Annotated in this window: 32 protein-coding genes and 2 riboswitches; of the genes, 5 read left to right on the top strand and 27 right to left on the bottom strand. The window is 43.3% G+C overall.

Annotation, left to right across the window (positions count from 1 at the left end; genetic code table 11):
• Window positions 1-119: 119 nt before the first annotated feature.
• Both WCV65_RS16615 and WCV65_RS16620 read left to right on the top strand, forming a co-directional pair.
• Complete coding sequence (locus WCV65_RS16615) at window positions 120-1,346, top strand: ammonium transporter (protein ID WP_035412237.1); 1,227 nt, start codon at window positions 120-122, stop codon at window positions 1,344-1,346.
• Window positions 1,347-1,363: 17 nt separating this feature from the next.
• The gene (locus WCV65_RS16620) at window positions 1,364-1,726 is read left to right on the top strand and encodes a P-II family nitrogen regulator (RefSeq protein WP_035412240.1); all 363 of its coding nucleotides are present in this window, start codon (window positions 1,364-1,366) and stop codon (window positions 1,724-1,726) included.
• Window positions 1,727-1,829: 103 nt separating this feature from the next.
• On the opposite strand, the gene gvpU is transcribed toward WCV65_RS16620, so the two are convergent.
• The 14 genes from gvpU to WCV65_RS16690 form a co-directional block, all read right to left on the bottom strand.
• Entirely contained in the window at window positions 1,830-2,207 is a 378-nt protein-coding gene (gene gvpU, locus WCV65_RS16625; RefSeq protein WP_338777987.1) for a gas vesicle accessory protein GvpU, read from the bottom strand.
• A gap of 26 nt (window positions 2,208-2,233) precedes the next feature.
• Window positions 2,234-3,076, bottom strand: a complete 843-nt coding sequence (locus WCV65_RS16630) for a YtxH domain-containing protein (protein ID WP_338777989.1) — start codon at window positions 3,074-3,076, stop codon at window positions 2,234-2,236.
• A 54-nt stretch (window positions 3,077-3,130) separates the two neighbouring features.
• Window positions 3,131-3,439: a gas vesicle protein gene (locus WCV65_RS16635; RefSeq protein ID WP_338782332.1), complete on the bottom strand. Its 309-nt coding sequence runs from the start codon at window positions 3,437-3,439 to the stop codon at window positions 3,131-3,133.
• A 45-nt stretch (window positions 3,440-3,484) separates the two neighbouring features.
• Complete coding sequence (locus WCV65_RS16640) at window positions 3,485-3,793, bottom strand: gas vesicle protein K (protein WP_051860830.1); 309 nt, start codon at window positions 3,791-3,793, stop codon at window positions 3,485-3,487.
• Window positions 3,768-4,028: a gas vesicle protein gene (locus WCV65_RS16645; RefSeq protein ID WP_035412251.1), complete on the bottom strand. Its 261-nt coding sequence runs from the start codon at window positions 4,026-4,028 to the stop codon at window positions 3,768-3,770. The genes WCV65_RS16640 and WCV65_RS16645 overlap by 26 nt, the downstream gene beginning before the upstream one ends.
• A complete protein-coding gene (locus WCV65_RS16650; protein WP_035412254.1) occupies window positions 4,006-4,848 on the bottom strand; it encodes a GvpL/GvpF family gas vesicle protein in 843 nt (280 codons plus the stop codon). Before WCV65_RS16650 ends, WCV65_RS16645 begins: the two co-directional genes overlap by 23 nt.
• Before the next feature lie 9 nt (window positions 4,849-4,857).
• A complete protein-coding gene (locus WCV65_RS16655) occupies window positions 4,858-5,115 on the bottom strand; it encodes a gas vesicle protein GvpG (RefSeq protein WP_035412256.1) in 258 nt (85 codons plus the stop codon).
• Window positions 5,112-5,876 carry a GvpL/GvpF family gas vesicle protein gene (locus WCV65_RS16660; protein WP_035412258.1) on the bottom strand — a complete coding sequence of 255 codons (765 nt, stop codon included), beginning with the start codon at window positions 5,874-5,876 and terminating at the stop codon, window positions 5,112-5,114. Before WCV65_RS16660 ends, WCV65_RS16655 begins: the two co-directional genes overlap by 4 nt.
• 12 nt (window positions 5,877-5,888) lie before the next feature.
• Entirely contained in the window at window positions 5,889-6,803 is a 915-nt protein-coding gene (gene gvpN / locus WCV65_RS16665; RefSeq protein WP_338777999.1) for a gas vesicle protein GvpN, read from the bottom strand.
• Window positions 6,804-6,830: 27 nt separating this feature from the next.
• Window positions 6,831-7,097 (bottom strand): gas vesicle protein GvpO, encoded by a 267-nt coding sequence (gene gvpO / locus WCV65_RS16670; protein WP_035412425.1) that lies wholly within the window; start codon window positions 7,095-7,097, stop codon window positions 6,831-6,833.
• A 76-nt stretch (window positions 7,098-7,173) separates the two neighbouring features.
• A complete protein-coding gene (gene gvpA / locus WCV65_RS16675; RefSeq protein WP_035412262.1) occupies window positions 7,174-7,437 on the bottom strand; it encodes a gas vesicle structural protein GvpA in 264 nt (87 codons plus the stop codon).
• Window positions 7,438-7,459: 22 nt separating this feature from the next.
• Complete coding sequence (gene gvpQ, locus WCV65_RS16680; protein WP_051860831.1) at window positions 7,460-8,038, bottom strand: gas vesicle protein GvpQ; 579 nt, start codon at window positions 8,036-8,038, stop codon at window positions 7,460-7,462.
• A 290-nt stretch (window positions 8,039-8,328) separates the two neighbouring features.
• Entirely contained in the window at window positions 8,329-9,189 is an 861-nt protein-coding gene (locus WCV65_RS16685) for a LysR family transcriptional regulator (RefSeq protein WP_035412264.1), read from the bottom strand.
• Window positions 9,186-9,557, bottom strand: a complete 372-nt coding sequence (locus WCV65_RS16690) for a helix-turn-helix domain-containing protein (protein WP_338778005.1) — start codon at window positions 9,555-9,557, stop codon at window positions 9,186-9,188. Before WCV65_RS16690 ends, WCV65_RS16685 begins: the two co-directional genes overlap by 4 nt.
• A gap of 130 nt (window positions 9,558-9,687) precedes the next feature.
• On the opposite strand from WCV65_RS16690, the gene WCV65_RS16695 reads away from it, so the two are divergent.
• The 3 genes from WCV65_RS16695 (at window position 9,688) to WCV65_RS16705 (ending at window position 12,867) form a co-directional block, all read left to right on the top strand.
• Complete coding sequence (locus WCV65_RS16695) at window positions 9,688-10,668, top strand: zinc-binding dehydrogenase (protein ID WP_338778007.1); 981 nt, start codon at window positions 9,688-9,690, stop codon at window positions 10,666-10,668.
• A gap of 694 nt (window positions 10,669-11,362) precedes the next feature.
• Window positions 11,363-11,893, top strand: a complete 531-nt coding sequence (locus tag WCV65_RS16700) for a DUF420 domain-containing protein (RefSeq protein ID WP_338778010.1) — start codon at window positions 11,363-11,365, stop codon at window positions 11,891-11,893.
• A 143-nt stretch (window positions 11,894-12,036) separates the two neighbouring features.
• On the top strand, window positions 12,037-12,867 hold the full coding sequence (locus WCV65_RS16705; protein ID WP_338778012.1) for an undecaprenyl-diphosphate phosphatase: 831 nt from the start codon (window positions 12,037-12,039) through the stop codon (window positions 12,865-12,867).
• Window positions 12,868-12,953: 86 nt separating this feature from the next.
• Here the strand turns inward: WCV65_RS16705 and WCV65_RS16710 are convergent, their stop codons facing one another.
• From WCV65_RS16710 to gnd, 13 genes are all read right to left on the bottom strand, one after another.
• Window positions 12,954-14,123 (bottom strand): AI-2E family transporter, encoded by a 1,170-nt coding sequence (locus WCV65_RS16710; RefSeq protein ID WP_338778014.1) that lies wholly within the window; start codon window positions 14,121-14,123, stop codon window positions 12,954-12,956.
• Between the two features lie 83 nt (window positions 14,124-14,206).
• Complete coding sequence (locus tag WCV65_RS16715) at window positions 14,207-14,686, bottom strand: hypothetical protein (RefSeq protein ID WP_051860832.1); 480 nt, start codon at window positions 14,684-14,686, stop codon at window positions 14,207-14,209.
• Window positions 14,687-14,843: 157 nt separating this feature from the next.
• Window positions 14,844-16,388, bottom strand: coding sequence for an alpha-amylase (gene amyS / locus WCV65_RS16720; RefSeq protein ID WP_338778016.1), 1,545 nt, complete (start codon window positions 16,386-16,388; stop codon window positions 14,844-14,846).
• A gap of 167 nt (window positions 16,389-16,555) precedes the next feature.
• Complete coding sequence (locus tag WCV65_RS16725) at window positions 16,556-18,076, bottom strand: ABC transporter permease/substrate-binding protein (RefSeq protein WP_338778018.1); 1,521 nt, start codon at window positions 18,074-18,076, stop codon at window positions 16,556-16,558.
• Entirely contained in the window at window positions 18,073-19,038 is a 966-nt protein-coding gene (locus WCV65_RS16730; RefSeq protein WP_338778020.1) for an ABC transporter ATP-binding protein, read from the bottom strand. Before WCV65_RS16730 ends, WCV65_RS16725 begins: the two co-directional genes overlap by 4 nt.
• Before the next feature lie 141 nt (window positions 19,039-19,179).
• Window positions 19,180-20,199, bottom strand: a complete 1,020-nt coding sequence (locus tag WCV65_RS16735; protein ID WP_338778022.1) for a ThiF family adenylyltransferase — start codon at window positions 20,197-20,199, stop codon at window positions 19,180-19,182.
• Entirely contained in the window at window positions 20,192-20,962 is a 771-nt protein-coding gene (locus WCV65_RS16740) for a thiazole synthase (RefSeq protein ID WP_338778024.1), read from the bottom strand. The genes WCV65_RS16735 and WCV65_RS16740 overlap by 8 nt, the downstream gene beginning before the upstream one ends.
• A gap of 1 nt (window position 20,963) precedes the next feature.
• Window positions 20,964-21,167: a sulfur carrier protein ThiS gene (gene thiS / locus WCV65_RS16745; protein WP_035412296.1), complete on the bottom strand. Its 204-nt coding sequence runs from the start codon at window positions 21,165-21,167 to the stop codon at window positions 20,964-20,966.
• Window positions 21,168-21,171: 4 nt separating this feature from the next.
• Entirely contained in the window at window positions 21,172-22,257 is a 1,086-nt protein-coding gene (thiO, locus tag WCV65_RS16750) for a glycine oxidase ThiO (protein ID WP_338782334.1), read from the bottom strand.
• A complete protein-coding gene (locus WCV65_RS16755; RefSeq protein WP_035412299.1) occupies window positions 22,251-22,865 on the bottom strand; it encodes a thiamine phosphate synthase in 615 nt (204 codons plus the stop codon). The genes thiO and WCV65_RS16755 overlap by 7 nt, the downstream gene beginning before the upstream one ends.
• Window positions 22,866-22,930: 65 nt before the next feature.
• A riboswitch (TPP riboswitch) is annotated at window positions 22,931-23,033 on the bottom strand.
• 51 nt (window positions 23,034-23,084) lie between these two features.
• Window positions 23,085-23,193: riboswitch (TPP riboswitch) on the bottom strand.
• Window positions 23,194-23,237: 44 nt separating this feature from the next.
• On the bottom strand, window positions 23,238-23,576 hold the full coding sequence (locus WCV65_RS16760) for a CHY zinc finger protein (protein ID WP_231889970.1): 339 nt from the start codon (window positions 23,574-23,576) through the stop codon (window positions 23,238-23,240).
• A gap of 46 nt (window positions 23,577-23,622) precedes the next feature.
• A complete protein-coding gene (locus tag WCV65_RS16765) occupies window positions 23,623-23,913 on the bottom strand; it encodes a hypothetical protein (RefSeq protein ID WP_035412302.1) in 291 nt (96 codons plus the stop codon).
• A 196-nt stretch (window positions 23,914-24,109) separates the two neighbouring features.
• Entirely contained in the window at window positions 24,110-25,012 is a 903-nt protein-coding gene (gnd, locus tag WCV65_RS16770; protein WP_338778032.1) for a phosphogluconate dehydrogenase (NAD(+)-dependent, decarboxylating), read from the bottom strand.
• Window positions 25,013-25,033: the final 21 nt, after the last annotated feature.

The raw sequence follows: 25,033 nt of genomic DNA on the forward strand, positions 1-25,033 counted from the left end.
ATTTATTTGAAAATTCTTATTGATATTCTGCTTCCTTTCACATATGATACTTTATATAACAACTGATGTCATATAAACTAACATGAAGTATTTCAATTGACTTAGGGGAGGAATCAGCAATGCAGATGGGCGATTCGATATTAATGTTTGTAGCAACGTTGCTAGTTTGGCTAATGACACCTGGTATTGCCTTATTTTACGGAGGCATGGTTCGAAGCAAAAATGTACTCAGCACAGCGATGTACAGCTTAAGCTCTATTGCTATTATTTCGGTCTTATGGATCATCGCAGGCTATTCACTTGCGTTTTCAACAGCAGGAAACCCTTTTATAGGCGGACTGGATTGGGTGGGACTTCAAGGCGTTTCTTTTGAGCCTAATCCTGATTACAGCGCCACAATCCCTCACAGCTTGTATATGATGTTCCAGCTTACTTTCGCTGTTCTCACATGTGCAATTATTTCAGGCGCTTTCGCAGAACGTATGCGCTTCTCAGCCTTTGTCCTGTTCAGTGTTTTGTGGACGTTCCTTGTATATGCCCCTGTTGCACACTGGGTTTGGGGTGTAGGAGGATGGCTGCGTGATTTAGGCGCATTGGATTTTGCAGGGGGAAATGTAGTTCATATTTCTTCCGGCGTAGCAGGTCTTGTTTTGGCCCTTGTTATCGGAACGAGAAAAAGCAAAAATTCCGTATCTCCTCATAATCTTCCATTAACCTTGCTCGGGGGAGTACTCATCTGGTTTGGCTGGTTCGGCTTTAACGTTGGGAGTGCTCTTACACTTAACGATGTAGCGATGACGGCATTCATTAATACAAACACCGCTGCAGCTACTGGAATTATCGGCTGGATTGCCGTAGAATGGCTTATCAATAAAAAACCTACGATGCTGGGAGCAATTTCAGGAGCAATAGCTGGTCTGGTCGCTATCACTCCTGCATGCGGTTTTGTTACTCCGTCCGCCTCCATCATAATCGGACTGGTGGGAGGGGCCGTATGCTTCTGGGGAGTTTTCTTCCTTAAAGAAAAGCTCGGCTATGATGATGCTTTAGATGCTTTTGGCTTACATGGCATTGGAGGAACATGGGGCGGAATTGCAACAGGACTATTTGCTACTACTTCTGTAAACTCTGCCGGTGCTGACGGACTTTTTTACGGAAATGCAGGGCTATTGCTGAAACAGCTGATTGCAATAGGTGCAACCTATGTTTTCGTAGGGGTGGTCACTTTTATACTAATTAAAGCTGTAAGCTTTGTAGTAAGCATCCGTGCCAGTGAAGAAGAGGAATCAATGGGTCTTGACCTTACCTTACATGGCGAAAAAGCTTATCAAGAGTCTAACCTTTAGGAAGCGGGGCGTAAATTATGAGTGATAAATTAACCAAAATCGAAATTATCTCCCGTCCGGACCGTTTTGAAGAGTTTAAAAGGGAGCTCGTTAAAATAGGGGTTAGCGGGATAACAGTGTCCAATGTTTTCGGTGCCGGTCTCCAAAAGGGATTTACAGAGCTCTACCGCGGAGTGAAAAAAGAAATAAATATGTATGAACGCCTCAAAATTGAAATTGTTGTTTGCAAGGTTCCGGTACAGGATGTCATTGATCTCGCCTGCAAAATTCTTAAAACAGGCAAACCCGGAGATGGAAAGATTTTCATTTATGAGTTATCAAATGCCATTAAGATTCGAAATGGTGATGAAGGCTGCGAGGCTTTGCAAAATAAAGATTAAGAAGTTTAAAAGCCAATCGGAAAATCCGATTGGCTTTTTATAGAGATAAAGATAATTACTCGTTTAATTAGGCCATCCATTGCTCACTTTTCTAAAAAAACTCTTAGTCTTCAGAGATTTTACCAATGAAGAAGCCATCTGTCTGATCCAGTCTTCCTCTCCATAAAAACTCGCTTTTTGAAGGAGTCGGCTTGCTGTCTCCGCAATAGATCCTCGTATTCTTCAGATGGATAAACGTAACATCCTCTGCCTGCTCAACGTTTTGCTTGCTTGCATCCAGCAATTTTTCGCTGATTGCTTTGGAGAGGTCATTTCCCCCCTCGAATTTCCCGCTCATTTCTTCAAAATATTCTCTGGCTGAGACGAGTGTTCCGGTAATAAGAGAACCCTTCATGTTTAACGTAATATCCAGTGAGAAATCATGCTTATTTGCTGCGTGCGTCAGCATTTCCAAAATACTATCCTTCGCACTTCCACTCATGACAGGCCCTCCTTTAATTCATCTATTTAGTTTGATTGAACTGTATCATCTTCACTCTTTACGACTGTTTCATTACTCTCTTCCGCTGCTTTCTTTGCTGCAGCCGGTGCTTTCTTCGCTTTTGCTGTTCTTGTCCGCGCAGCTGTTTTAGCAGGAGCAGGCTTAGGCTTTTCTGTTTCGACAACAGATTCTTCTTCCATCTTAGCCTGGGCACCTGATCCAGTTTCGCTATCATCTTGATCATCAGTTTCATCCTGATTATCTGAATCCGCTTCTTCAGTTCCTGCTGTATTTTTCACTTCATTCGTTTCTTCTTTATTATGATCTGTATCATCTATTTTTGATTCGTTCTCTTCATCAACTGCACTTTGGATCATCTTTTCGTTTTCTTTTGCAGATGACGTTTCCTCTTGTTCTTCAGTGGCTGTGCTTGCTGTTTGGGATTTAGCATCCTTCTGCTCATTCTCAGCTGTTTCCTGCTCTTCAGACTTTGATTTATCCTCTTTTTTCACGATATACAGAGCGGATTTTTTAATCTTGTCGGCTGCTTCCTGCGTTTTGGATGTGCTTTTGTCCTTCAGGGAGGACAATTTTTCTTTCGTGCTGCCTCCGAATTGCTTGCAGCTGTCTAATACAGAAGATGATTGCTTTCCAATAGACGACCTCATGTCTTTCCCTGTTTTAGGAGCAAGAAGCAATGTAGCGCCGATTCCTGCAAGTGCTCCTACAAGTGATCCGGACAGGAAGTTTTTATCAACAGCCGGACGTTTAGCTTTAGCCGTCTTATCTTGGCTTTGCTGTTTATCCTGCTTGCTATTCTCTGCTTTTACCGGTTTTACTTTTGATTGTTTTTGATTGTTTTGTTCCATTTTCTATTCCTCCTAAGGTTCAATTAAGTTAGCAAACTTCAAATCTATTTTTTATTAAACGAGTCTTTGAGAATCCATTTTTTCTTCCAATGATTTAATTCTTTCATTCAGGCGTTTGTTTTCTTCTTCAAGCGCCTCACTGTTGTTATTGGCAGCCTTGGTGCTTAGATAAGGATCATTCTCCCACCAGTCCATGCCTATTTCTTTCGCTTTATCCACAGAGGCGACAATCAGCCTGATCTTGATTGTAAGAAGTTCTACGTCCGCCAGGCCGATTTTAATGTCACCGGCAATGACTACACCTTTATCCAAAACTTTCTCAAGAACATCTACAATCGAACTCGAGCCGCTGTTATGCTGAATTTCATTCACCTTAATTCCTCCTCGCTTTGTTGGCGATCCCTATGATTAAATCAAATTGCCGAGAGGGCCAAGGTCTATATTTAAGTCTTCATCTTTTAAGTCAAAAATGTCTTTCATTTCTTCCATCTTTATTTCAAGGTTTGCAAGAGCAACCCCAAGATCCTCAATTTGCTGATCAGTAAGCGTTCCTCCGTCAACACGGCGGATGGCGTGGCGTTCTACAAGCTGTCTTAAAAGCTCAATAACCGTCAGGACTAATTGGGCAAGACCCTGCTCAGCAGAATCCGGATCCAGATTGATCTTTCCATTGCTGCTTTGAAGTCCGGTTTTAGCGCCTGCGGGATTCTGTGACATAAACAAGCTCCTCTCTTTCACGATCCATTTCGGTCGATGAAAGTGTATTATTTCCGCTTGCTTCTACAAGGGTTTCCACAGCAGAAATCAAGACTCGTAAATCAAGATAAATCAAATCAATTCCGGCAATTGAAATAATGAGATCCCCTCTCAGTACTACGCCTTTATCAAGAATGACATCCAGGATATCGAGCAAGGATACATCGCTGTTATCAATTTGCCGGGGCTGATCCATGTTTTCTCTCCTCACCTGCTAGCAGATTTGCGAAATGGTAGGGCGGCCAAGGTCCGGTCGGCTCAAACTTCCAGCCTGATTCCTGATGAGCTTCCGCTGCAAGCTGAATTTTTTCCTTGAACTGCGCTATCTGGTCCTTAGGGAGCAAGTAAACGCTGTTCCAGCACATTTGCTCATCCCTGCCCGTTACATCCTGGCTCCATGTTTTCTTAATCGTGCTGTCGTCGGAATATGGAACCAGGTCTTCATGAATTTGCTCACAAATCCTGTTTTTCTCAAGTTCCATTTCACGATCCACAAGCTGCTCGAGCTTTCTTTTTTCAAAATATTGTCTTCCGGGCGGAAGCTGGGCTATTTCTTCTTTCTTGGCCAAAACAGTCGGATTATTTTCTGCAAATGACTCTCTCATTTGGCTGTCATCGCTATAAATTTTCACATTCCATTCTTCCTTGCCTTCCAGATACCTGAATAGCTCGAGCATACGCTCCTGATACTGATTCACCGTTTCGGTCAGGCTTTCAAGTGATGAATAAATGGTACAGAATTTTGTTGGTATGAGTGTGTAGCTTTTTTCAAGCATCATAAGCATTTCATGGTGATGGAATGCTTTTTCGTGAAGCCATTCCATCTCATTTACTTTTTCTTTAATTTGTTCTTCGGAATATTCAGCCGGATCAAGCTCGCAGATGACCGCTGTTACACTTCCGAACTCTATAGAATAGCCATCATGCTCCTGATCGAATCCCTTAAAAGATGGCACTGCTGCTGCCGCTGCTTCTTCAGTAGGGACCAACCCGTATAAATAAATTAACTTACTCATATTAATCCCTCACTTCTCCTGCTTCAGCATCTCTTCGTATTCTTCCATTTCCAGTCTTTTAGCCGTTTCATATCTCATTAACAGCTGTTCTTCCTGCTCTTTATAAGCCTGCTCTTCTATTTCTTCCAGTTCATACATCATTTGAAGCTGGATAAGCTTCTGCTGAATCGTCGGAATATCAAACAGCTCTTTATCCGCTTCTTCTTTTATCTTCTCTCCTACCTTGACCACAAGGTTCAATGGGGCGGTGAAGAGTTTATGAATCATGAGGTTTCTTCTACCTTGAGCTGGATGTTTATGAAGTTATAAGCAGGCCATGGTCCTGAATAATGGAAGTCTACTTTATTTTCCCACTTTTGATGGATTTCATTTACTTTGCTGTCAAACAGTTCTTCATATTTACGGTCAACAAGGAATGCGCCATTTAAAAGCATCTTTTCACCAATCAGTTTATTGCTGTTTGCTGCCTCTGAAATTTGCTGCAGTGGTTCAAATACTTCTTTTTTTATTTGCCTCTGAAGCTTCTCGAAAAACTCCTGAGCCATTCCGCCAAGCTTGATTCGGTCGTAATAGCTTGCCTCTTCAGACTTGCCTTTAACCGAATCCTTCATTTTTAGAATGTCGCTGCGGCCTGAAAGCTCTTCATTGATCCAGTCCTCTTTCGCGACAACCTTCAAACCAAGCTCCATTTTCCCTTTAATTTCAGGGAAAAGCTTGCTGAATTGCGGATAAAGATTTTTCAATAGCATCTGAACATCTTCCTGGGATTTAAAGATGTTTCCGAAGCTGATTGGAATCACCGTATCATTTTTCTTCATTACGGAAGACACAACTTGCTGATGGGCCATTACATTTTCCTTGTTCGGATGGTAAATCTTCATTGGAACTTCTGCAGCAACAATCGCTGCATCCTCATAATGAATAGTAAAAATAGAGTAGTCGTTTCCTTCTAGCGTCATTTCGCCGAAATCTGCACCTGTTTCAGGCTGTTGTATGCCGCAAAAAATATATATTCCAGTTTCGCTCATCAATGGTCACCCCTAAATTTTCTTGCATTCTGATAGAATGATTTGCTGAATCTTAGCATCACTTTCATTTTCAAGAGATTTTCGCATTTGATACCAGACAATATCCTGGCATAGCTGCTGAAAGGCTTCATTTTTTCCATCAATCTCAATTTCCTGATCATACGCCATTTGTGCAATCATTATGGAAGCTCTTAGACTCGGACCTTCCTTGCCTTTTTTCCTGCATAGGTCCCTTAGACTGGATGTATAGTGAGAAATGCTTTTTGCCTCTTCTGCTGTGACGCCTGTTTTTTTGGCTATAATTCCTGCTTCTGTTTCTGGTTCAATAAAGCTGAGCGGTATGGTAATCAGCCGGTCAAGCAGAGCTTCCTGAGTCTGATAAACGCCAGCGTATTCATCAGGATTGCTCGTAAAGATGACCATAAATTCAGGATGCACCTTAACAAAAGGCTCTGTATGCTTAGTGCCGTATAGGGGAAGAACCTTTTCCTCGAGAATCGATAAAAACAGATTGTTCGTCGACGGCTTGGATCGGGTAAATTCGTCATAAACGAGGGTGTACCCATTTTGTACAGCTTCCAGCAGCCTTCCGTTTTTCCAAGTCTCTGTTACATTTTCGTCTCTTTTATAAACGGAACGGATGTAGTTGTCGACTGTCTTAGTACTTGTATATCCTGTGAAGGAACCAATTAGGTCTGCATTGGAAAGTTCGTGATTTCCGTGCATGAGCATAACAGGCCTTTTTCTCTTTTTCGCAAGATTGAGAGCAAGGGTGGTTTTCCCTACTCCGGATGGGCCTGTAAAATGGACTGGATATCCGGCCTTAATATAAGAAGCGGATCTTTCCATAATGTCCGCAAATGCTTCTTTATAAAAAGTATCCGGATTTTTTGCTCCAGCCTGTTTAGCTTCTTTCAGTACGGTCATCTCTTACCCCTCCAATCACGCTGTCTGCTATTCCTGTTCATCCATCATGGCGCTTCTCGGTCTTAGACTTTTACGGGTATATGAGGTCACATCATATTCCGCATCCAATGTCACATCATACACCCCAAGCATTTCATCCTTGGCATACTTTCTCATATATTCACGTTCTTCCACGACTTCCACAACAGCTTTGCATCCTTCTTCAGTAGGTTCAATGGAAGTTATTTTATGGGGGGGAGCTATATGCTCTGAGAAGAATTCATTTAATGATTTCATTACTTCTTTAATCTTCACTGGATTCACCGCCGTTTTCACATTTAAAAGGAGCCGCCGGGTCTTTATTCCCCCGGCAGGCTTCTTTTAGTCTCTGTTAGATGCTGAATTGTTTATCGCGTTCGTTCGACTGCTGCGGCAGTGCGTTATCTTCTTCCACGTCATCTCTAAGCAGCCCTACAGCATTTGCGTAGCGGAGCCATGTATCAACACTCGCAATAACGACTCTGGCTTCAATTGTAATAAGTTCAATACCTACCAGTGATACGCGGGCAAAAACATCAATTACTACACCCTTATCCAGAATCCGATCGACTACCTCTGCTAGACTTGAACTATCCGTACTTTTTTGAACAGCCATTTTATCTTTCTCCCTTCTTTAATTAAGAATTTGAAATTGAACTGATTGTTTTAATATCCGTTGCTGATTTAATCTGGCTAGGTTTCTTCATATTTGCCGCACTCTTCACCTGCGAGGCGCTCTTTAGCTGATTCACGCCTTTTAAATCTCTGACGCTTTTCAAACGGCCCTTATCATCAGGTCTGATTTTTTCCTGAAACGTTTCTCCGGCTTCTTTAAAGTTTTTCAGCTTGGATCTTACATTTAATAAAGCTTCCTGAACTTTATCTCTCATTTCTTCCGCCTTTGAATGCACATTCTCGGCATTTTCTTCTTTTGCTGCTTCCAGTTTACCCGCAGCTTCATTTACTTTGGACTGCATCTTCTTCTGAACACGTTTTTTCATTTCATGTGCTATTCTGTCTTTAGCTGCATCCTTTAGTTCTTCTTTTTCTTCATTCATTTCTTCTTTAACTTCATGTTTTTTTTCCTTAGCTTTCCATCTTACTGCCTTTGGAAGGACTTTTTCCCGGACACCCGGTATGAGCATGGCACTCATTCCAGCGGCAGCAAGGCTTCCATAGCCAAGCTTTTTAAAACGGTCTTTATTACTAGAGCTCATTGATTGCGTCCTCCTTTCTAAACTGAAAGGCGGGAGTGCCGCTTTCAATTCCGTTCTATTGTGGGTGTTACCCGTATCTCCCGGCCTATCAAACTGGGTATTTTTTCTGCCGTCATCATCCTCTATCAGAAAGATATATCTGTAATGAATGTTTACCGTCACAATCAGCTTTTGAAGCCTTTCATTAAAATTATTTCAGTTAGATTACAATTTGGATTTCAATGATCTTTTCTGGCATATTAACGTGCGAGTACGAAAAAACCCGGCAGATCTAATTTCTGCCGGGTGAATTATCCTTTCAAAAGCTCATCAATGACCTCCTGAAAAAATGGATCCGTTTTATTTTTCGTTTTATAGCCTAAATAAATTTCATTTAACACCGTATATTCCTGAAGTACCGTTTTTACTGTCCCTCGCTTAACCGAATCATCAATCAGATAATGCGGCAAAAGGCTGATTCCAATTCCTTTCTCAACTGCTGTTAAAATACCTCTCAAATCCGGGATGACGTAATGCGGATCGAGTTCCGGCCTCTTTTTAAAATGCTCACGCCACAGTCTTCTGATAATGGGCAGCTCCATCCCGTAGCTTATCCATTTTTTGCTTAGCAGCCAAGCTTCGGCGTTGTCCTCATCTGCTGGTCCGGCCATACCATTTGGAATGGAAACAAAAAATTCCTCTTTTTCAATAAGCTTATATTCTATTCCAGGCTTACTGAACCTCTGGGTCGTAATGATCACATCGGCCCGGTTTTGATCAAGCATGTCAAAGAGCTCCTCTGACTCTCCTTGATGATGGATCACTCTGAGGGAGGAATTCTTGAGTTTCTCTAAGCCTCTAACAGAGAAATAATCGATTGGCGAGCCAATCATGATCGTAGGTGACGACTGGATTGAATGTCTGATCTCCAGCGTTGTTTTTTCCAAAGTTTCTATTAAAGGGGCAAGCCTTGAGTACAGTTCCTTCCCCCGCTCTGTTGGGGTAATCTTTCTTGTAGTCCGGGTAAAAAGAGCTTCCCCTACTTCTGCTTCCAATGCCGCTAGATGCTGACTCATAGCAGGCTGGGTCAGAATGCGGGATCTAGCCGCTTCCGATACGGATTGATGTTTATATATACTGATAAAGCTCCGATACCATTCAAAGTCAATCACTCCGCTGCAGCCTCATTCCCTGTCCAGCATTCTTTCATTTTAATCTGATGCTTTTCTGCATATTCATCTCCCCACAAACACATTTCGTTTAGGGTACGCTGCAGTTTCTTTCCCATATCAGTCGTAGAATATTCTACTTTTGGAGGGGCAGCTTCATAAGTTTTTCGAGTAACTAAACCATGCTCTTCAAGCTCTCTAAGCTGCTGGGCAAGCACTTTGCGAGTAACAGAGGGCATTGATCTTAAAAGCTCTGAGAACCTTTTCGTTTCACCGTTAAGATTCCACAGGATCAGAACCTTCCACTTTCCTCCAATTAAATCAATAACCAGATTAATTGCACATTGATACTCATCATTTAATTTCTTCATCCCTTATCCTCCTGCCGAAGTTTCCGAACGGTAACTATCGTACAAAAAAGTGCCTTCTTGTACAAAACAGTCAATTATATCTATTATATACAATGGAATGGACAATACTAATTTTAAGGAGTTGAGCCGAATGAAAGCAATGCTGCTAGAGGAAAAAGGCAAATGGGAACAAATGAAAACCGGCGAATTAAAAACACCGTCGCCTCAAAAAGGAGAAATTCTCGTCAAGGTGCATGCAGTCGGCCTTAATCCTGTTGACTATAAAACAGCTGCCAACGGAAATCCAGGCTGGAGCTACCCGCATGTATTGGGCTTAGATGTTGCTGGTACCATTGAAGAACTTGGTGAGGGTGTAACAGAGTGGGCAAAAGGAGACCGCGTGGTTTATCACGGTGATATGACAAAAGGCGGCGGTTTCGCAGAGTTTGCTGTAACGACCGCTCATACGGTATCCCGCATACCTGATGAAATTTCTTTTAAAGATGCTGCTGCTCTTCCTACTGCTGGATATACTGCGTATGAAGCTCTTTTCAGAAAGCTTCCGCTTCATACATTCAAAACAATCCTCATTCAAGGGGGAGCAGGCGGAGTTGGCGGATTTGCAATTCAGCTTGCCAAAAACGCAGGACTTGAGGTTTTCACAACGGCTTCCTCATCCAACCATGACTACGTGAAATCTCTAGGAGCCGACCACGTAATCGATTATGGTTCAGAAGATGTAAAAGAAAGAGTACTCGAGCTAACAAACGGACGCGGGGTGGATGCCGTACTTGATACGGTTAGCCGTCAAACCTCAACAGAAGCTCTGGATTATATCGCCTACCGCGGCCAGCTCGCACACATCGCAGGAGCACCTGACACATCCAGTCTTAAACCATTTACCAAGGTCATCTCCTTCCATGAAATTGCTCTCGGAGCTATCCATAAAGCAGATTTCGAATCCCAAAAAGATTTAGCAGCAATGGGAGATGAAATGCTGCAGCTGCTTAAGGATGGGAAAATCGACTCCCTGCTCTCTGAAACAATTTCACTCGAAGAGATTCCCGATGCACTTGTCCGCCTATCGGAGCGGCATGTTAAAGGGAAGATTGTGGCTGTAATAGCTGAATAAACTGGTTGGAGCTGGCTTGACGCCAGCTCTTTTTTTGTTGAGAAATAAAATTGTTCAGGATAACGCAGGACTTTCGGTTACCCGGTTTTCTTTTACATGCCTGGCATCACACCGATTTGCTAGCTTTGCCTGGCATTATCCCATTTTCTTGCTTTGCCTGGCATTCTTGCCTGGCATCACACCGATTTCCTTACTTTGCCTGGCATCATCCCATTTTCTTGCCTTGCCTGGCATTCTTGCCTGAAATCACACCGATTTCCTTACTTTGCCTGGCATCATCCCATTTTCTTGCCTTGCCTGGCATTCTTGCCTGGCATCATCCCATTTTCTTGGCTGGCATCATCCTATTTCCTCGCTTTGCCTGGCATTCTTGCCTGGCATCATCCTATTTCCTCGCTTTGCCTGGCATTCTTGCCTGGCATCACATCGATTTCCTCGCTTTGCCCGGCATTCTTGCCTGGCATTCTTGCCTGGCATTACACCGATTTCCTCGCTTTGCCCTGGCACCTGGTATTCCTACTAGTTTCCGTCAATGCCTGGTACCCCCTCTGTTTCGTCTCTCCTCACATCCAGTCCGTTCAACGTTCTGTAATATTTTTTAAGAAAAATCCCTCATATTGCCTCTCTGCATTTTACTCTGACCTTAAAAAAATCTATAATAGCAAAGTGAAAGCAACTTTAAAGGAGCTACTATATGAATACTAAAGAGCGTAATTATACACCGATTATTGTTACATTGACCATTGCGATAAACGCGCTAGTGGCAGTCTTGTACTTTATGCCGAAGGGAAATAACCTTGGTCATATCGATTTAACCTTTATGCCGTTTTTCAATGCGGTAATGAATAGCTTTACGTTCATCTTCCTGCTGGCGGCTTTGTATTCCATCATCAAACAGAAGAATATTAAGCGCCATCGGAATTATATTTTCGGAGCGTTCACTACGACAGCACTGTTTCTGGTTTCTTATGTAACGTATCATGCATTGGCGCCGAATACACCATTTGGAGGCGAGGGGATTATCCGTCCGATTTACTACTTTATCCTGATCTCTCACATTCTCCTCTCAGTCGTTATTGTTCCGCTGGCACTTGTTACACTTGCACGGGGATTGAATATGAAAGTCGAAAAGCACCGAAAAATCGCGCGCTGGACGATGCCTCTCTGGCTGTATGTTAGTTTGACTGGTGTTATTGTCTATTTAATGATTTCTCCATACTATTAAAAAATGACCCTGATCCTTCCCGGATTAGGGCATTGTTTTTTCGTTTCCTAATAAATGGTCTACCACAACTATTAATAAATATGGTATTTTTGTAAGGACGCTAAATTTGTAAAGTATGAAAAAAGTCGAGGTATAGAGAAGATATGGATATTTGGAATTTAATTGTTGCCATGATACTTGGAATTGTTGAAGGACTTACGGAATTTGCACCTGTTTCTTCAACAGGTCATATGATTGCGGTTGATGATTTGTGGCTAAAATCCCAAAAGTTGTTTGGGGAAGAAGTAGCCAACACATTTAAAGTCGTTATTCAGCTTGGATCGATACTGGCTGTGGTTGTCGTTTTCAGACAAAGATTTTTTGATATGCTCGGAATTAAAACAAAAAAATCTGCAATTGAAAATCCAAGCGGATCAAAGCTTTCTCTAATAACGGTTATAATCGGGATTTTGCCGGCAGGGATTTTAGGTTTTGCATTTGCTGATTATATTGATAAAAACCTATTCTCTGTTCAGACCGTTGTGATTGGTCTGATCGGAGGTGCTCTCCTGATGATTGCAGCAGATTTGCTTCAGCCGAAGGTGAAAACAGAGACTGTTGATAAAATGTCTTACAGACAAGCCTTCATGATGGGACTGTTTCAATGTATCGGACTATGGCCGGGGTTTTCACGTTCTGGCTCAACGATTTCCGGGGGAGTATTGCTTGGAATCAGTCATAGAGCTGCATCTGATTTCACGTTCATTATGGCTGTGCCGGTTATGGCTGGCGCAAGCGGAATCTCCCTGCTTAAGCACTGGGAATTCATCACGGGCGATTCACTTCCCTTCTTTATCGTAGGATTCATCACAGCTTTCATTTTCGCACTGATTTCAATCCGGTTCTTCTTAAAAATGATTAATCGTGTGAAGCTGATTCCGTTTGCAATCTACCGTATCGTTATTGCGATTATCATTCTTTTGATGATCATGTAAATCATATTTAAAAACCAAAAAACCTGCCGCGGGACAAGCCGTCCTTCAGCAGGTTTTTTCTTTTTCCTAATCTTGTCTCTTCTGCTTTACTCAATCTTATCCTCTTCATACCGCTCGTCTATTGGGGAGGTGGCATAATAACGGTTGTAGCGGCGCTTGTAAAGCTTGAAAAATTGGAATACAAATGTTCTTATGATCGCGTATGCTGGTATTCCAAGAATTACCCCAAGGACTCCGAAAAGGTGTCCAGCCGTTACCAGGACAAAAATAATGGTGATCGGATGCACACGAAGGGATTTCCCCATAATCTGAGGCGAGATGAGCTTTCCTTCCAGCAGCTGAACAACCGTCCAGACAAACGCAAGTTTCAATAGCATAAATGGCGATGTGACAATGGCAATAATAATGGCCGGTGTTATGGCTATCACAGGGCCGAGGTAGGGGACAACGCTTGTCACGCTGGCGATGGCTGCCAGAACGACTGCATAGTCCATGCCTATAATAAGGAAGCCGATGTACAGCATGACTCCTATACAAAGACTCACTAGCAGCTGGCCTTGGATATAGGCTCTAACCTGCTCATCAATTTCGCGAAATACCTTTCTAGTCCCCCCGCGCATTCTCGGTGGAAGGATACGTATAAATGCATTAGGGAGTTTTTCGCCCTCCTTCAGCAAATAAAAAAGGATAAACGGAGCGGTTACCAATCCAATGGTTACGCTCGTTAATGCACTTAGTACTTTAGTAAACCCGCTGAGTGTTTCAGAAGCGACATTTGAAGCATTGCTTCCAACTGAGCTGAAGATTCCAGAGCTGCGGTCCTTCAAATCTTCATATATAGGGGCGAGATAGGACTGTCCCTCTACATACGATTCAAATCCGGTTATAAATTTATCCCAATATCCCGGAAACGAGGTGAATAGACTTTTCGTCTGGTCTACCAGAAATGGAACGACTGACATAATTAAAAGCACAAGTAATCCTATAATCAGAATCAGCAATAAGAAAATGGAGGTCGTCCTGCCGACCCCTGCTTTCATTAATAATCTCATAATCGGTCTGAGCAGGTAGTATGCCACAACCGCCAAAATCACCGGAAGTGCGACTGTCCCTATAAAGGCAGTAATCGGTTTGAAAATAAATGAAACTTTTGTATACAGGAAAATGTTCAACCCAAGGAGCAATAAAATACCTAGCACATAAGCGGTTTTTCTGCCCCCTAGAAAATGTATAATTGGATTCTTTCTTTTCTCCAAGGTCCATAAGCTCCTTCACTGGTTAAAGATTCACTAGAGTGATGATTGTTTTTTCCCCAACAATTTGGTCTTTAATCATCCAATTATTGATTGATTTCTTTATTGGCAACATACTTGAGTGCCAGTATTTCATCTGCAGACAGGTGGTCTTCTGCTATTCTCAGGACTTCCTGCTGCTCTCCTGCGTCCAAACCATCCTTTGACATGGATTGGATTTTCTGCAGATTACCTGGTCCAACCTTCGTCATAACCACTCTTGTAGCATCTTCCTTTGACGTAAATGGGAGGGAGTCAGGGTCAGCATTTGCCCCCTCCTCCAGGAATTTCTTTACTTCAGGGTTGGCATTCGCCGCATTTCTAATCCTTTCATAGCCGCCGTTTTTCTCGACTTCTGCATCTAAATAGCCTGAAATTTGGTCTGAAGCCATTTTAGGAATAAAATAATAGGCTGCCCCTGCAAGAAGAGCAATGACCACAGCCACAGCTCCTAGCCGCTTTACCCACTTCGGCCTGCGTTTATTTTTTCTATTATTATAGGTTCTGGATTCATAGCGTGAGTTCATTCCTATGTCCCTCCTGTTCGAGTACATGTCATATTAAGGATAATCGAACAGAGCATTTGTGTAAATGGAAGGAATTTTCCGACAGGTTTGCACAAGCACCGATTGAATGACTCAAGCAAAAAAGGACTGCCATATGGCAGTCCTTTTTTGACGGTTATTACTGCTGGACATAAACGGATACAGATCCGCCATTTACATTAAAGTTCGCCCAGCCATCTGAACCTATAGTTACTTTGTCCGTTCTATTCCCCGTTAGATCATACCAGACTTCTCCTGCATTTTGTGTACCGACATACATCCGCTTAGCGCCTCCCGGACCGTCCGTAATAAGAGTCGCCAGTCCTGAATTGGATTTGGAAGTATTTCCTTCTCTTGTCCAGCCGATTACATCCTGATTGTCGATATAATCCCGCTGGGTACCGTATGCGAAGTCTTTTCTAGCTTTTAATAAAGGTTCAATCTTTGTTTTTAATGAAGGAATTTCTCTGCCGCTTGTCCCTTTTGTTCCGTAAAGATCCCCGTAAAACACGTTTGGATACCCAGACTCCCGTGTCAATATGAAAGCATAAGCAAGAGGTTTAAACCAGCTTTGCACAGTTGATTCCAGAGCCTGTCCTGGCTGTGTATCATGATTATCTACAAACGTTACCGATCTTGTTGGCTGTTTGGAAGTAACCGTTCCATTTAATAGATTTCTCATATCATAGTAACCGCCTTGTGAAGAGGCTGCCTGAAAGTTATAGTGGAGAGGTACATCAAATACTGAGTGATTATTGCCGGATTTATTTAAGTAATTTTCAAGAGATCCAAGATTGTTTTGCCAATACTCTGCCACTGTAAACATTTCTTTTCCAGTGGATGTGCGGACTGACTGTACCCAGTCTCCAAGGAAAGAATGCTTAATATGCTTCGCAGCATCAATCCGGAATCCATCCAGCTTTAATTCATTGGCATACCAGGTTCCCCACTTTTTCATTTCGTTTACAACATCCGGATGATCGTAATCGACATCCGCATACAATAAGTAATCATAGTTTCCGTATTCGGTTGATACTTCCCAATCCCATGCTTTTCCGGTTCCCCTGAATTTATAGATTCTGTTTAGGTTTCTGGATTGATCATAATCTGTTCCGTTGAAATGATACCAGTTCCATTTAAAGCTGGAGTAGGTATTGCCCCTGCCAGGAAAGTTAAAGCCCGTATAGGCTTGGATTTGGTAGTCACCGGATGTTTCCTGGTTTCGGTTGTTCGGATTGACCTCGACTGCTGTTACATTTTCAGTAAAATCCGCTCCGCCTTTATGATTCATTACGACATCGCCATATACGTTAATGCCTTTGCTGTGAAGAGAGGTGATGGCAGAAACAAGTTCAGCTTTTGTTCCATATTTCGTTCGAACCGTCCCTTTTTGATTAAATTCTCCCAGGTCATAAAGGTCGTATGCACCGTAGCCAACATCCGCCTGGCTGGCCCCTTTATAAGCTGGAGGAATCCAAAGGGCAGTGATCCCTATACTTGATAAATAAGCCGTATCATTCTTCATTTTGTTCCAATGCTGGCCATCATTTGGCAAATACCATTCAAAATACTGCATCATCGTTCCATTGTCTGCCGCCATGGATCGCTGTGCCGGGATCAGCAGTGCAAACGTTAGCACAAAAATCAAAACAAAACCTGTTATTCTTCTCACTCTCTTCGCCATTAAACCGCTTCCTCTCCTTTAGTAAAATAAAGCGCTTACATATGTGAATATACAACGATTACTAGTCTCCGTTCATGAGTACAATGGTTTATTCTTATTATTCTGAACATAAGTCTTTACTCCTTATAAATAAAAAAAGCCGTGCGATTGTGCACGGCTAAGCAAAGTTACTTTTTCAGAAGTTTCGTTTTCACTAGATAATCCTTTGCTACTTTTTCAGCTGCTTCTCCTTTAACGTTTACGAGATAATTCATGTTTCTCATCTCATCATCTGTAATTTGACCAGCCAGCTTATTGAGCGGCTCCTCCAGCTCTGGATATTTTTCCAGCGTTTCCTGCTTTAAGAGAGGGGCTCCCTGATAAGGAGGGAATAAACCCTTATCATCTTCCAGCGTAACGAGTTTGTATTGCGCCAGTTCGCTGTCGGTTGAGTACGCATCAATTAAGTTCACTTCACCGGATTGAATTGCACTGTAGCGAAGCTTCGGCTCCATCGTCTTTAATGCCGGAAATTTAATTCCATAGAGCTCTTGAATTCCCTTATACCCATCCTGCCTGTCTGAGAATTCAAGGGTGAATCCTACTCTCATGTTTTGCTGAACTTGCTTTAGATCAGAAATGGTTTTTAAATCAAACTGCTCGGCTGTATCTTTTGGAACAGCAAGCGTATAGGTGTTGTTAAATTGCATCGGCTCTAAATAGGCCATGCTGTATTGATCCTTCATGCCTTTTTTTGCTTGCTCATAGACGGCTTGTTCGTCCCCGCCTTTAGGTTCCTCTTTCAGGAATGTAGAAAGTGCAGTGCCGGTGAACTCAGGATAGATATCCACTTCACCGGACTCAAGAGCATTAAAAAGGAAGGAGGTTTTGCCGAGGCTCGGCTGCAGCTCTACTTCTAAATCCGTGTCCTGCTCAATGAGCAGTTTGTACATATTAATAAGGATTTCAGGCTCAGAGCCCAATTTTCCTGCAATGACGATATCCTTTTTGCCTGATCCCCAGGCGAGCGGCACCGCGATAATGAGAGCGATGACCAGCGCTGCAATTCCAGCTTTTTTTGCTGAACCTCTTGTAGAAACTTTTTCTGCCAGTCTTAGCAATACATCAAAAAAGATGGCAAGCAGGGCGGCAGGAATCGCTCCGAGGATAATCAGCATGTTATCATTCCGGTCTATTCCAAGAAGAATCAGCTTTCCGAGCCCTCCTGCTCCAATTAATGCAGCAAGAGTGGTCGTTCCGACAATCAATACCATAGCTGTTCGGATTCCGGCCATAATAACGGGCAATGCCAGCGGAAGTTCTACTTTGAATAAGCGTTTTCTGTTATTCATTCCCATTGCTCTTGCTGCTTCAACAAGAGAGGGATCGACTTCTTTTATCCCGGTATACGTATTCCGCAGAATCGGGAGAAGTGCATAAATAACGAGCGCAATAACAGCCGGCACAACCCCTATCCCTACAAGGGGAATAAGCAGTCCCAGCAAAGCAAGTGAAGGAATGGTTTGCAAGACAGCTGTAACTCCGATTACTCCTTCAGCAAGCCTTGCTTTTCTCGTCAATAGAATGCCGAGCGGAATCGTAATAATCACAGCAATGATGAGTGCAATAAACGATATTTGAATGTGCTCGAGCAGGGCTGTCCACAGCTGGTCCTGCCGCTCCTGGAAGGTGGTAATGAATGAGTTCATCTGACTTCCTCCATTCCGAGCTGTCCAGCCAGGTATTCCATCATACCTTCTGAAGTTATAACGCCCATAATGGCCCCATTTTTTTCAACGGCGAGAGCAGGTTTTCCTTTTAAGCGTTCAATTGCTTCTTGAACAGACGCATCGTGGTTAATCGGCAGATCAGGAAACTCCGCAGGCACCGGCTGAAATGCATATGAAAGCTCACCGATTTTCGCCTGACGGACTCTGCGCTCAGGTACGGCTCTTGAACCGATAAATTCTTTTACAAAATCGTTTGCCGGATTTTGAATAAGTCCATTTGGTGTATCGACCTGAATCAGCTCACCATCTTTCATGATAGCGACGCGGTCCCCAAGTGCCAAAGCCTCTTGCATATCATGGGTTACAAAAACAATCGTTTTTTTGATTCTTTTTTGAAGATCTGCTATATCGTTTTGAAGCTTTTCTCTGCTGATTGGATCCAGTGCGCTGAAGGGTTCATCCATCAGAATAATATCAGGATCTGCCGCAAGGGCGCGGACGACACCGATCCTCTGCTGCTGTCCTCCCGATAGCTCGCTTGGTTTCCGGCTTCTGTATGTGTCAGGATCAAGCCCGACCATTTCAAGAAGCTCATCGACCCGATTTCTGATTCGATCTGATTTCCACTTTTTCAATTCAGGGACAACTGCTATATTCTCTTCAATCGTCATATGAGGAAACAAGGCAATTTGCTGCAGCACATAGCCAATATTCCATCTTAGCTCATGAATTTCATAATCCTGAACGTTTTTTCCTTGAATGAAAACATTCCCGTCTGAAGCATCGATCAAGCGGTTGATCATTTTCATCGTGGTTGTCTTCCCGCATCCGCTTGGACCGATAAAAACAAAGAATTCTCCCTTTTTTATTTCCAAATCCATTGTATGTACTGCCTTTGTCCCATCTGGATAAACCTTTGTAGCTCTTTCAAATCGGATCATTTTCTCACCTATTTCTATGAATGATTTCACAAACATCTTATTTGTTACCCGTTTTCCTGTATCATTAAGCGTTAATTTAAGGAATTAAACACATTGATGGTAACAGCAAATAAGGAGCCAGTAAAAGGCCGGCTCCTTATTTTAACCAAAGTAGCGGTTATATAATGATCTTGCTTCATCGGTCTTTTTTGTACCATGAATCAGTACTCTGCCGTCCTTAAACGCAACCAGACGAAATGACCCTTTTGTAAAGGAAAGCAGGAATGGATTGAAGGATAGGTTTTCTACTTTTCCTGCAAGCCTCTCCGCAATATGATCAAAGCGGATTTTCACATCTTCTGGGGGCCTGATCTGAACGGTATTCCTTCCGCAAAGAACGGCCGTCCTCGCGGTGTTTTCATCCTTCAAATATGGATAATCAGGATCAGAACCGCACGTTTTACAGTTCATTTTCTTCATGTTTTTCACTTTTAATGCTGAATAACTGTTATTCCATACGTCAAATGAATAAAGTTCTGTTCTGACTGCGTGGATGTTTCCTGATAGAATTTTTAATGCCTGAGCGGTTTGATGAGAAACGGTCATACTGACAGCAGGAGCTATAATCCCTGCCGTATCACATGTTTCGCCTCCCATTGGCATACTGCCCATCAGACACGCTAAGCAAGGTCCGGTTCCCGGAATAAAGGTGCAGGATAGACCGTAGCTTCCTACACACGCCCCGTAAATCCACGGAATGCCGTAACGGTGGGACAGATCATTAATCATCCATCGTGTTTCAAAATTATCGGTGCCATCCATGATCAAATCAACACCGGTTACAATTCTTGCAGTGGAAGCAGGGCTGGCATGCATGACACAGGCTTCTATGTCAGTCATATGATTGATTTGCTGCAGTCTTCTTTTAGCAGCTTCCGCTTTTGGGAGCTGTTCTGCCACATCCTGCTCTGTAAACAACTGCTGCCGCTGCAGATTGCTCTCATCTACATAATCCCGGTCCACAAGAATCAGTTTGCCTATTCCTGCCCGGACAAGAGTTTCAGCTATTCCGCTTCCCAGTGCACCGCATCCGATTAAAAGAACGGTTTTTGAGGAGATTTCAGCCTGTCCTTTTTCTCCATTCGGTAAAAAAAGTGTCTGCCTTGAATACCGGTCACTCAATGACGCTCATTCCTTCACTTGGACTGCTTGCAGATGCGTACCGTTTCTTCGGAATTCTGCCTGCTTCCCGGCCAAGATGGCCTGCACGAATGGCAAGCTTCATGGCAGCGGCCATTTTAACAGGATCTTTTGCAGCTGACACCGCTGTATTAAGGAGGACTCCATCCGCTCCCATTTCCATGGCAAGGGCCGCATCTGCCGGACTCCCAATTCCAGCATCCACAATAACCGGAACAGAAGCCTGTTCGATAATGAGACTTAAATTGAGCGGATTGACAATGCCCATTCCTGATCCAATCGGTGACGCTCCCGGCATGACTGCATGAACGCCCATTTCTTGAAGGCGTTTTGCCAATATGACATCATCCGATATGTAAGGAAGGACGATAAATCCTTCCTCTAAAAGGATTTCGCATGCTTTAAGCGTTTCAAAAGGATCCGGGAGAAGCGTCTGAAAATCACCGATGACTTCTACTTTAATCATCGTACAAAGGCCGGAAGCTTTCGCGAGCTTCGCAATCCGCACCGCTTCTTCCGCGTTTTTAGCGCCAGCTGTGTTGGGAAGAAGAGAATAACGGTTCAAATCCAGCTTTTCCAGCAGGTTTGGCTGAGAGCTTTCAAATATATCCATTCTTCTAACCGCAAATGTTAATATTTCTGTTTCTGATTCTTCAATCGCCTTTTTTTGAACATCAAAATCGGGATATTTTCCCGTTCCAAGCAGCAGTCTTGATTGAAATGAAAGGGGTCCTATTTTCAGCATGTTATCCGCCTCCTACAAATGTAACGATTTCAAAATGATCTTCGTGTGCAACAGCTTCATCCTGATGATCTTCCCGCTCCAGGATTTGTGCATTTTTTTCAATTACGATTGGCTTGCCATCAATATTCAAATGCTTAGCCAGTTCGGCAACTGAATGGATTGAATCTGGAATTTCCGTCCAGCTCCCATTAATTTTCACCTTCATTGCATTACCTCCCGATGGATGCTGATTCTTTTACAACTAACTCCGCCATAGCCTTTCCTGAAGCAGGGCTCAAGAGAATTCCGTTGCGAAAGTGGCCGGTGCAAGCGTAAAGACCTTTTCGTTCACTGTGTTCTTCCATGTAAGGGGCTCCTTTGGCACTTTGAGGCCGGAGCCCGCTCCATGCATTTTCAAAGTCCGCCTGGGCAATTGCCGGCAGAATCCGCTTTGCAGTTTCCATCAAATGCATCATCCCGGAAAGCGAAACATCTTTAGAAAAATCCCTCTCCTTCACGGTAGCGCCCACCAAGTACCTGCCGCCTCTTTTAGGTACGATATAAAAACCATTTTTATATAAAGGCTTACTGATCAGTTTTTCTTTACTCAGCACACTGATCATTTCTCCTTTAACAGGATACGTTTCACTTAAAGGACTAAAAGTCTTTAAAAACGGAGTGCTCCATGCTCCCGCTGCAATAATCACCTTGCCGCACATGATCATCTCACCATTCGCTCTCACTCCTGCAGCTTTTCCGTTATCCATCAATACTTCATCAACAGCGGTATGCTCAAATAGCTTTGCTCCATTAAGCAGTGCAGCGTGCTCATACGCCTTCGCTAATGCTGGTGCGATGACGTGCCCATCCTTAGGATAATAGGCTCCTCCTAGAACGGAATTTGATAGCAGCGGCTCTTTTTCTTTCAGCTCATCCTTTGTCATAAGCTGCACAGGCTCTCCTGTCCCCATCTGCCATGCGGCTGTTTTTTCAAGCTGAGCAAGTTCTTCGTCTGTTTCAGCTACTTTATAAATTCCTTTTTCCTCATAGCCAATGTCAATTCCTGTGACAGCTCTTAATTCTTCTGCAAGCTTGGGGAACATCTCTCTGCTTTCTCTAGCCAGGTCAAACAGCGGATTATATTCATCCCATTCAGCCTGTACACCAAGCAGACCCGCTGCAGCACTTGAGCTTTGCTGACCGGCTTTTCCTTTTTCATAAATAGCTGTCTTGTATCCTTTTTTGGAAAGCTCGTACGCTATAGAGCAGCCAATTACACCGCCCCCAATAATACATACGTCTACTTCCTTCATAATCGCACCTCCTTGCATGCCGTAATGGCATTCCTATACTCTTCTGCTGCTCTGACCGGGCTTCTGCTCTCCCAAATTCCGGACATGACTGCGAATCCAGCAATCTTTCCTTCCGACAAAGCTTGAATATGCATAGGTTCAATTCCTCCAATTGCGAGGACATCAACGGAAAGCCGGCATGCCAGTTTCTTTGCTGATTCAATTCCCTTCGGCTGCACGCCTTTTTTGCTTTCCGTTTCAAAAAGATGTCCAAAAAGAACGGAATCAGCACCTGACTCTTCGGCACTTAAAGCTTCTTTAAGCGAATGAACCGATTGTCCGGCGTGAATGTCCGGAACTGCTGATTTGACCACAGAAGGCGAAAGACTCCTATATCCGAGCTGCACCCTCCTTACCCCTGCCGCCGCAGCAATATCCGTCCTGTCATTCAGAATCAATTTCTCCTCGGGAATGCCTGACGCTATGAGGAATCGGACACCTTCATAAATCTCCATAGCTGTTTTTTCTTTCTCCCTTATGTGGAGATAATCAATCTTTGAACCTGCAAGTTTCATAAATTCGGTGATTTCTTCGAATCCAAGCTTTCCATTTGTAACGACATGAAATTCCATCTGCTGTTTCCTCCAATTTAAGAGCAGCAAAAAACCGCCCTCTGTAAGAGAAGCGGCTGCAAAAAAGCAATTGCATACCACTTCCCTTCGCCGGCATTATCCGGATCAGGTAGTAAGGGTTAAAGCGAATCGCTTCTCTCAGCCGCATCGGCACCCCCAGTGAAGGTTTTTTCCATCAAAAAAGCCCATTTCGCGTAGGGAAATGGGCTGAACATACATATATGAACAGTGCCGCTTCCCTACGCTAGTACGAACTAGATCAGGTTAAAGGGTCAAAAACTCATGTGTTTTCCTCTCAGCCGGACTACCGGCTCCCCTAGCAAACTTAAATATTGGTAATATTCTATTATTATACCACTGCAGGAAAAATAATCAAAGAACCTGAAAATACAAGCCGGCATGAGCGCTGCACCCCGGATTAAAGCTTCCTTTGCATTCCGGACAAACAGAACCGCATTCCAAATAGTCATGAATCGTCAGTTCATTTCCGCACTTTCCGCATAAGACGGCTTTCTCATCAAACATTTCGGCTGGCCAAACCTGGGCTCGATGATCTGCATGTTCCGCGTGGCAAATATGACATGGATAATACTCTTTGCAGCACCAGAATTTGATCGCAATGATATCAAGCTGGCTATGGTAATGGGTGCAGCGGGTTTCATCGTCTACAAGAGATCCTTTGACCATTTTCATCACCTCTGCATTTATCATACAGTAAAAGCCCCAATCCTGGAAATCAGGATTGGGGCTTTTCATCCTACTGCTGTTTATTATCATTATAGTATTGGACGCTGTACTGGGCTCCTTCAGAGACCATTTTGTTATCTTCGACATCCTGAGGATCGGGATTGCCGCCTTTATCGATTGGAAAGTTATCCTCTTCTTTGTTTTTGCTTTTTGAGAACATGGAAACAACTTTGTCCTGAGCCTGTTTAACACCGTCTGTCACTTTCTCTCGTCTGGATCTGTCTTTTAAATAGACGGTAGCAGCAACACCTGCAGTTGATAAAGCAACACCTGAAATAATTAATCCATTTCGTTTATTCATGGGTGATTCTCCTTTCAAACAAGTGATGTGATGTTAGTATTTAAATTACCCCATGCTCATATTGCTAAACATTAAAACGAAGAGGGAGGACTCTTCATATCCGTTCTCAAGACAGATTTCCGCTGCTTAGAAACCCGTAATTTTTTAAAAACAAACCCCGCCGTATACTCATACGGCGGGGTCAATTTTTGATCAATTACTCTTCACTTTTCACAACAGCATGTCCGCCGAATTCATTTCGTAGGGCAGAAACGACCTTGCCGTGGAACGTATCATTTTCCTGGGAACGATATCTCATGAACAATGACATGGCAATAACAGGCGCTGAAGCCTGGAAATCAAGCGCTGCTTCCACTGTCCATTTCCCTTCACCTGAAGAGTTCATGACACCGCGGATTCCTGCAAGTTCCGGGTCTTTAGAGAATGCATTTTCCATTAGTTCCATGAGCCATGAGCGGATAACCGATCCATTGTTCCATACTCGTGAAACCTCTTTGTAATCATAATCAAAATCACTTTTGTCCAGAATTTCAAATCCCTCAGCAATGGATTGCATCATTCCGTATTCCACGCCATTGTGAACCATTTTGAGGAAGTGTCCGCTTCCGGGCTTGCCTGCATGAAGATATCCGTTTTCAACAGAAAGATCCTTGAACAGCTTCTCAACTGCCGCGAACGCTTCAGGTTCTGCTCCGATCATGGTGCAAATCCCGTTTCTTGCACCTTCTGTTCCGCCGCTTGTTCCGCAGTCCACGAAGTAAATTCCTTTTTCTTTGAGCTGCTGGCCCCGTCTGATTGTTTCTTTGTAATTGGAGTTTCCGCCATCAATCAGAATATCTCCTTCACTCATATGAGCGGATACCTGCTGAATGACATGTTCTGTTATCTCCCCTGCAGGAACCATCATCCAGATGATTTTCGGCGAAGGAAGTTTTTCTGCAAGCATTTGGATGCTGTCAGCCGTCTCGATTCCTTCTCCCCGTATAGCTTGAAGTGCCTCTGCACTTACGTCATTTGCTATGACATCGTAGCCATGATCTTTCATATTAAGGGCCAGGTTGTAGCCCATTTTTCCAAGTCCAATTAATCCAATTTGCATGATGCTGCCTCCTTCAATCTG

Origin of the sequence: Metabacillus sp. FJAT-52054, from assembly GCF_037201815.1 — a bacterium.
GTDB lineage: Bacteria > Bacillota > Bacilli > Bacillales > Bacillaceae > Metabacillus_B > Metabacillus_B sediminis.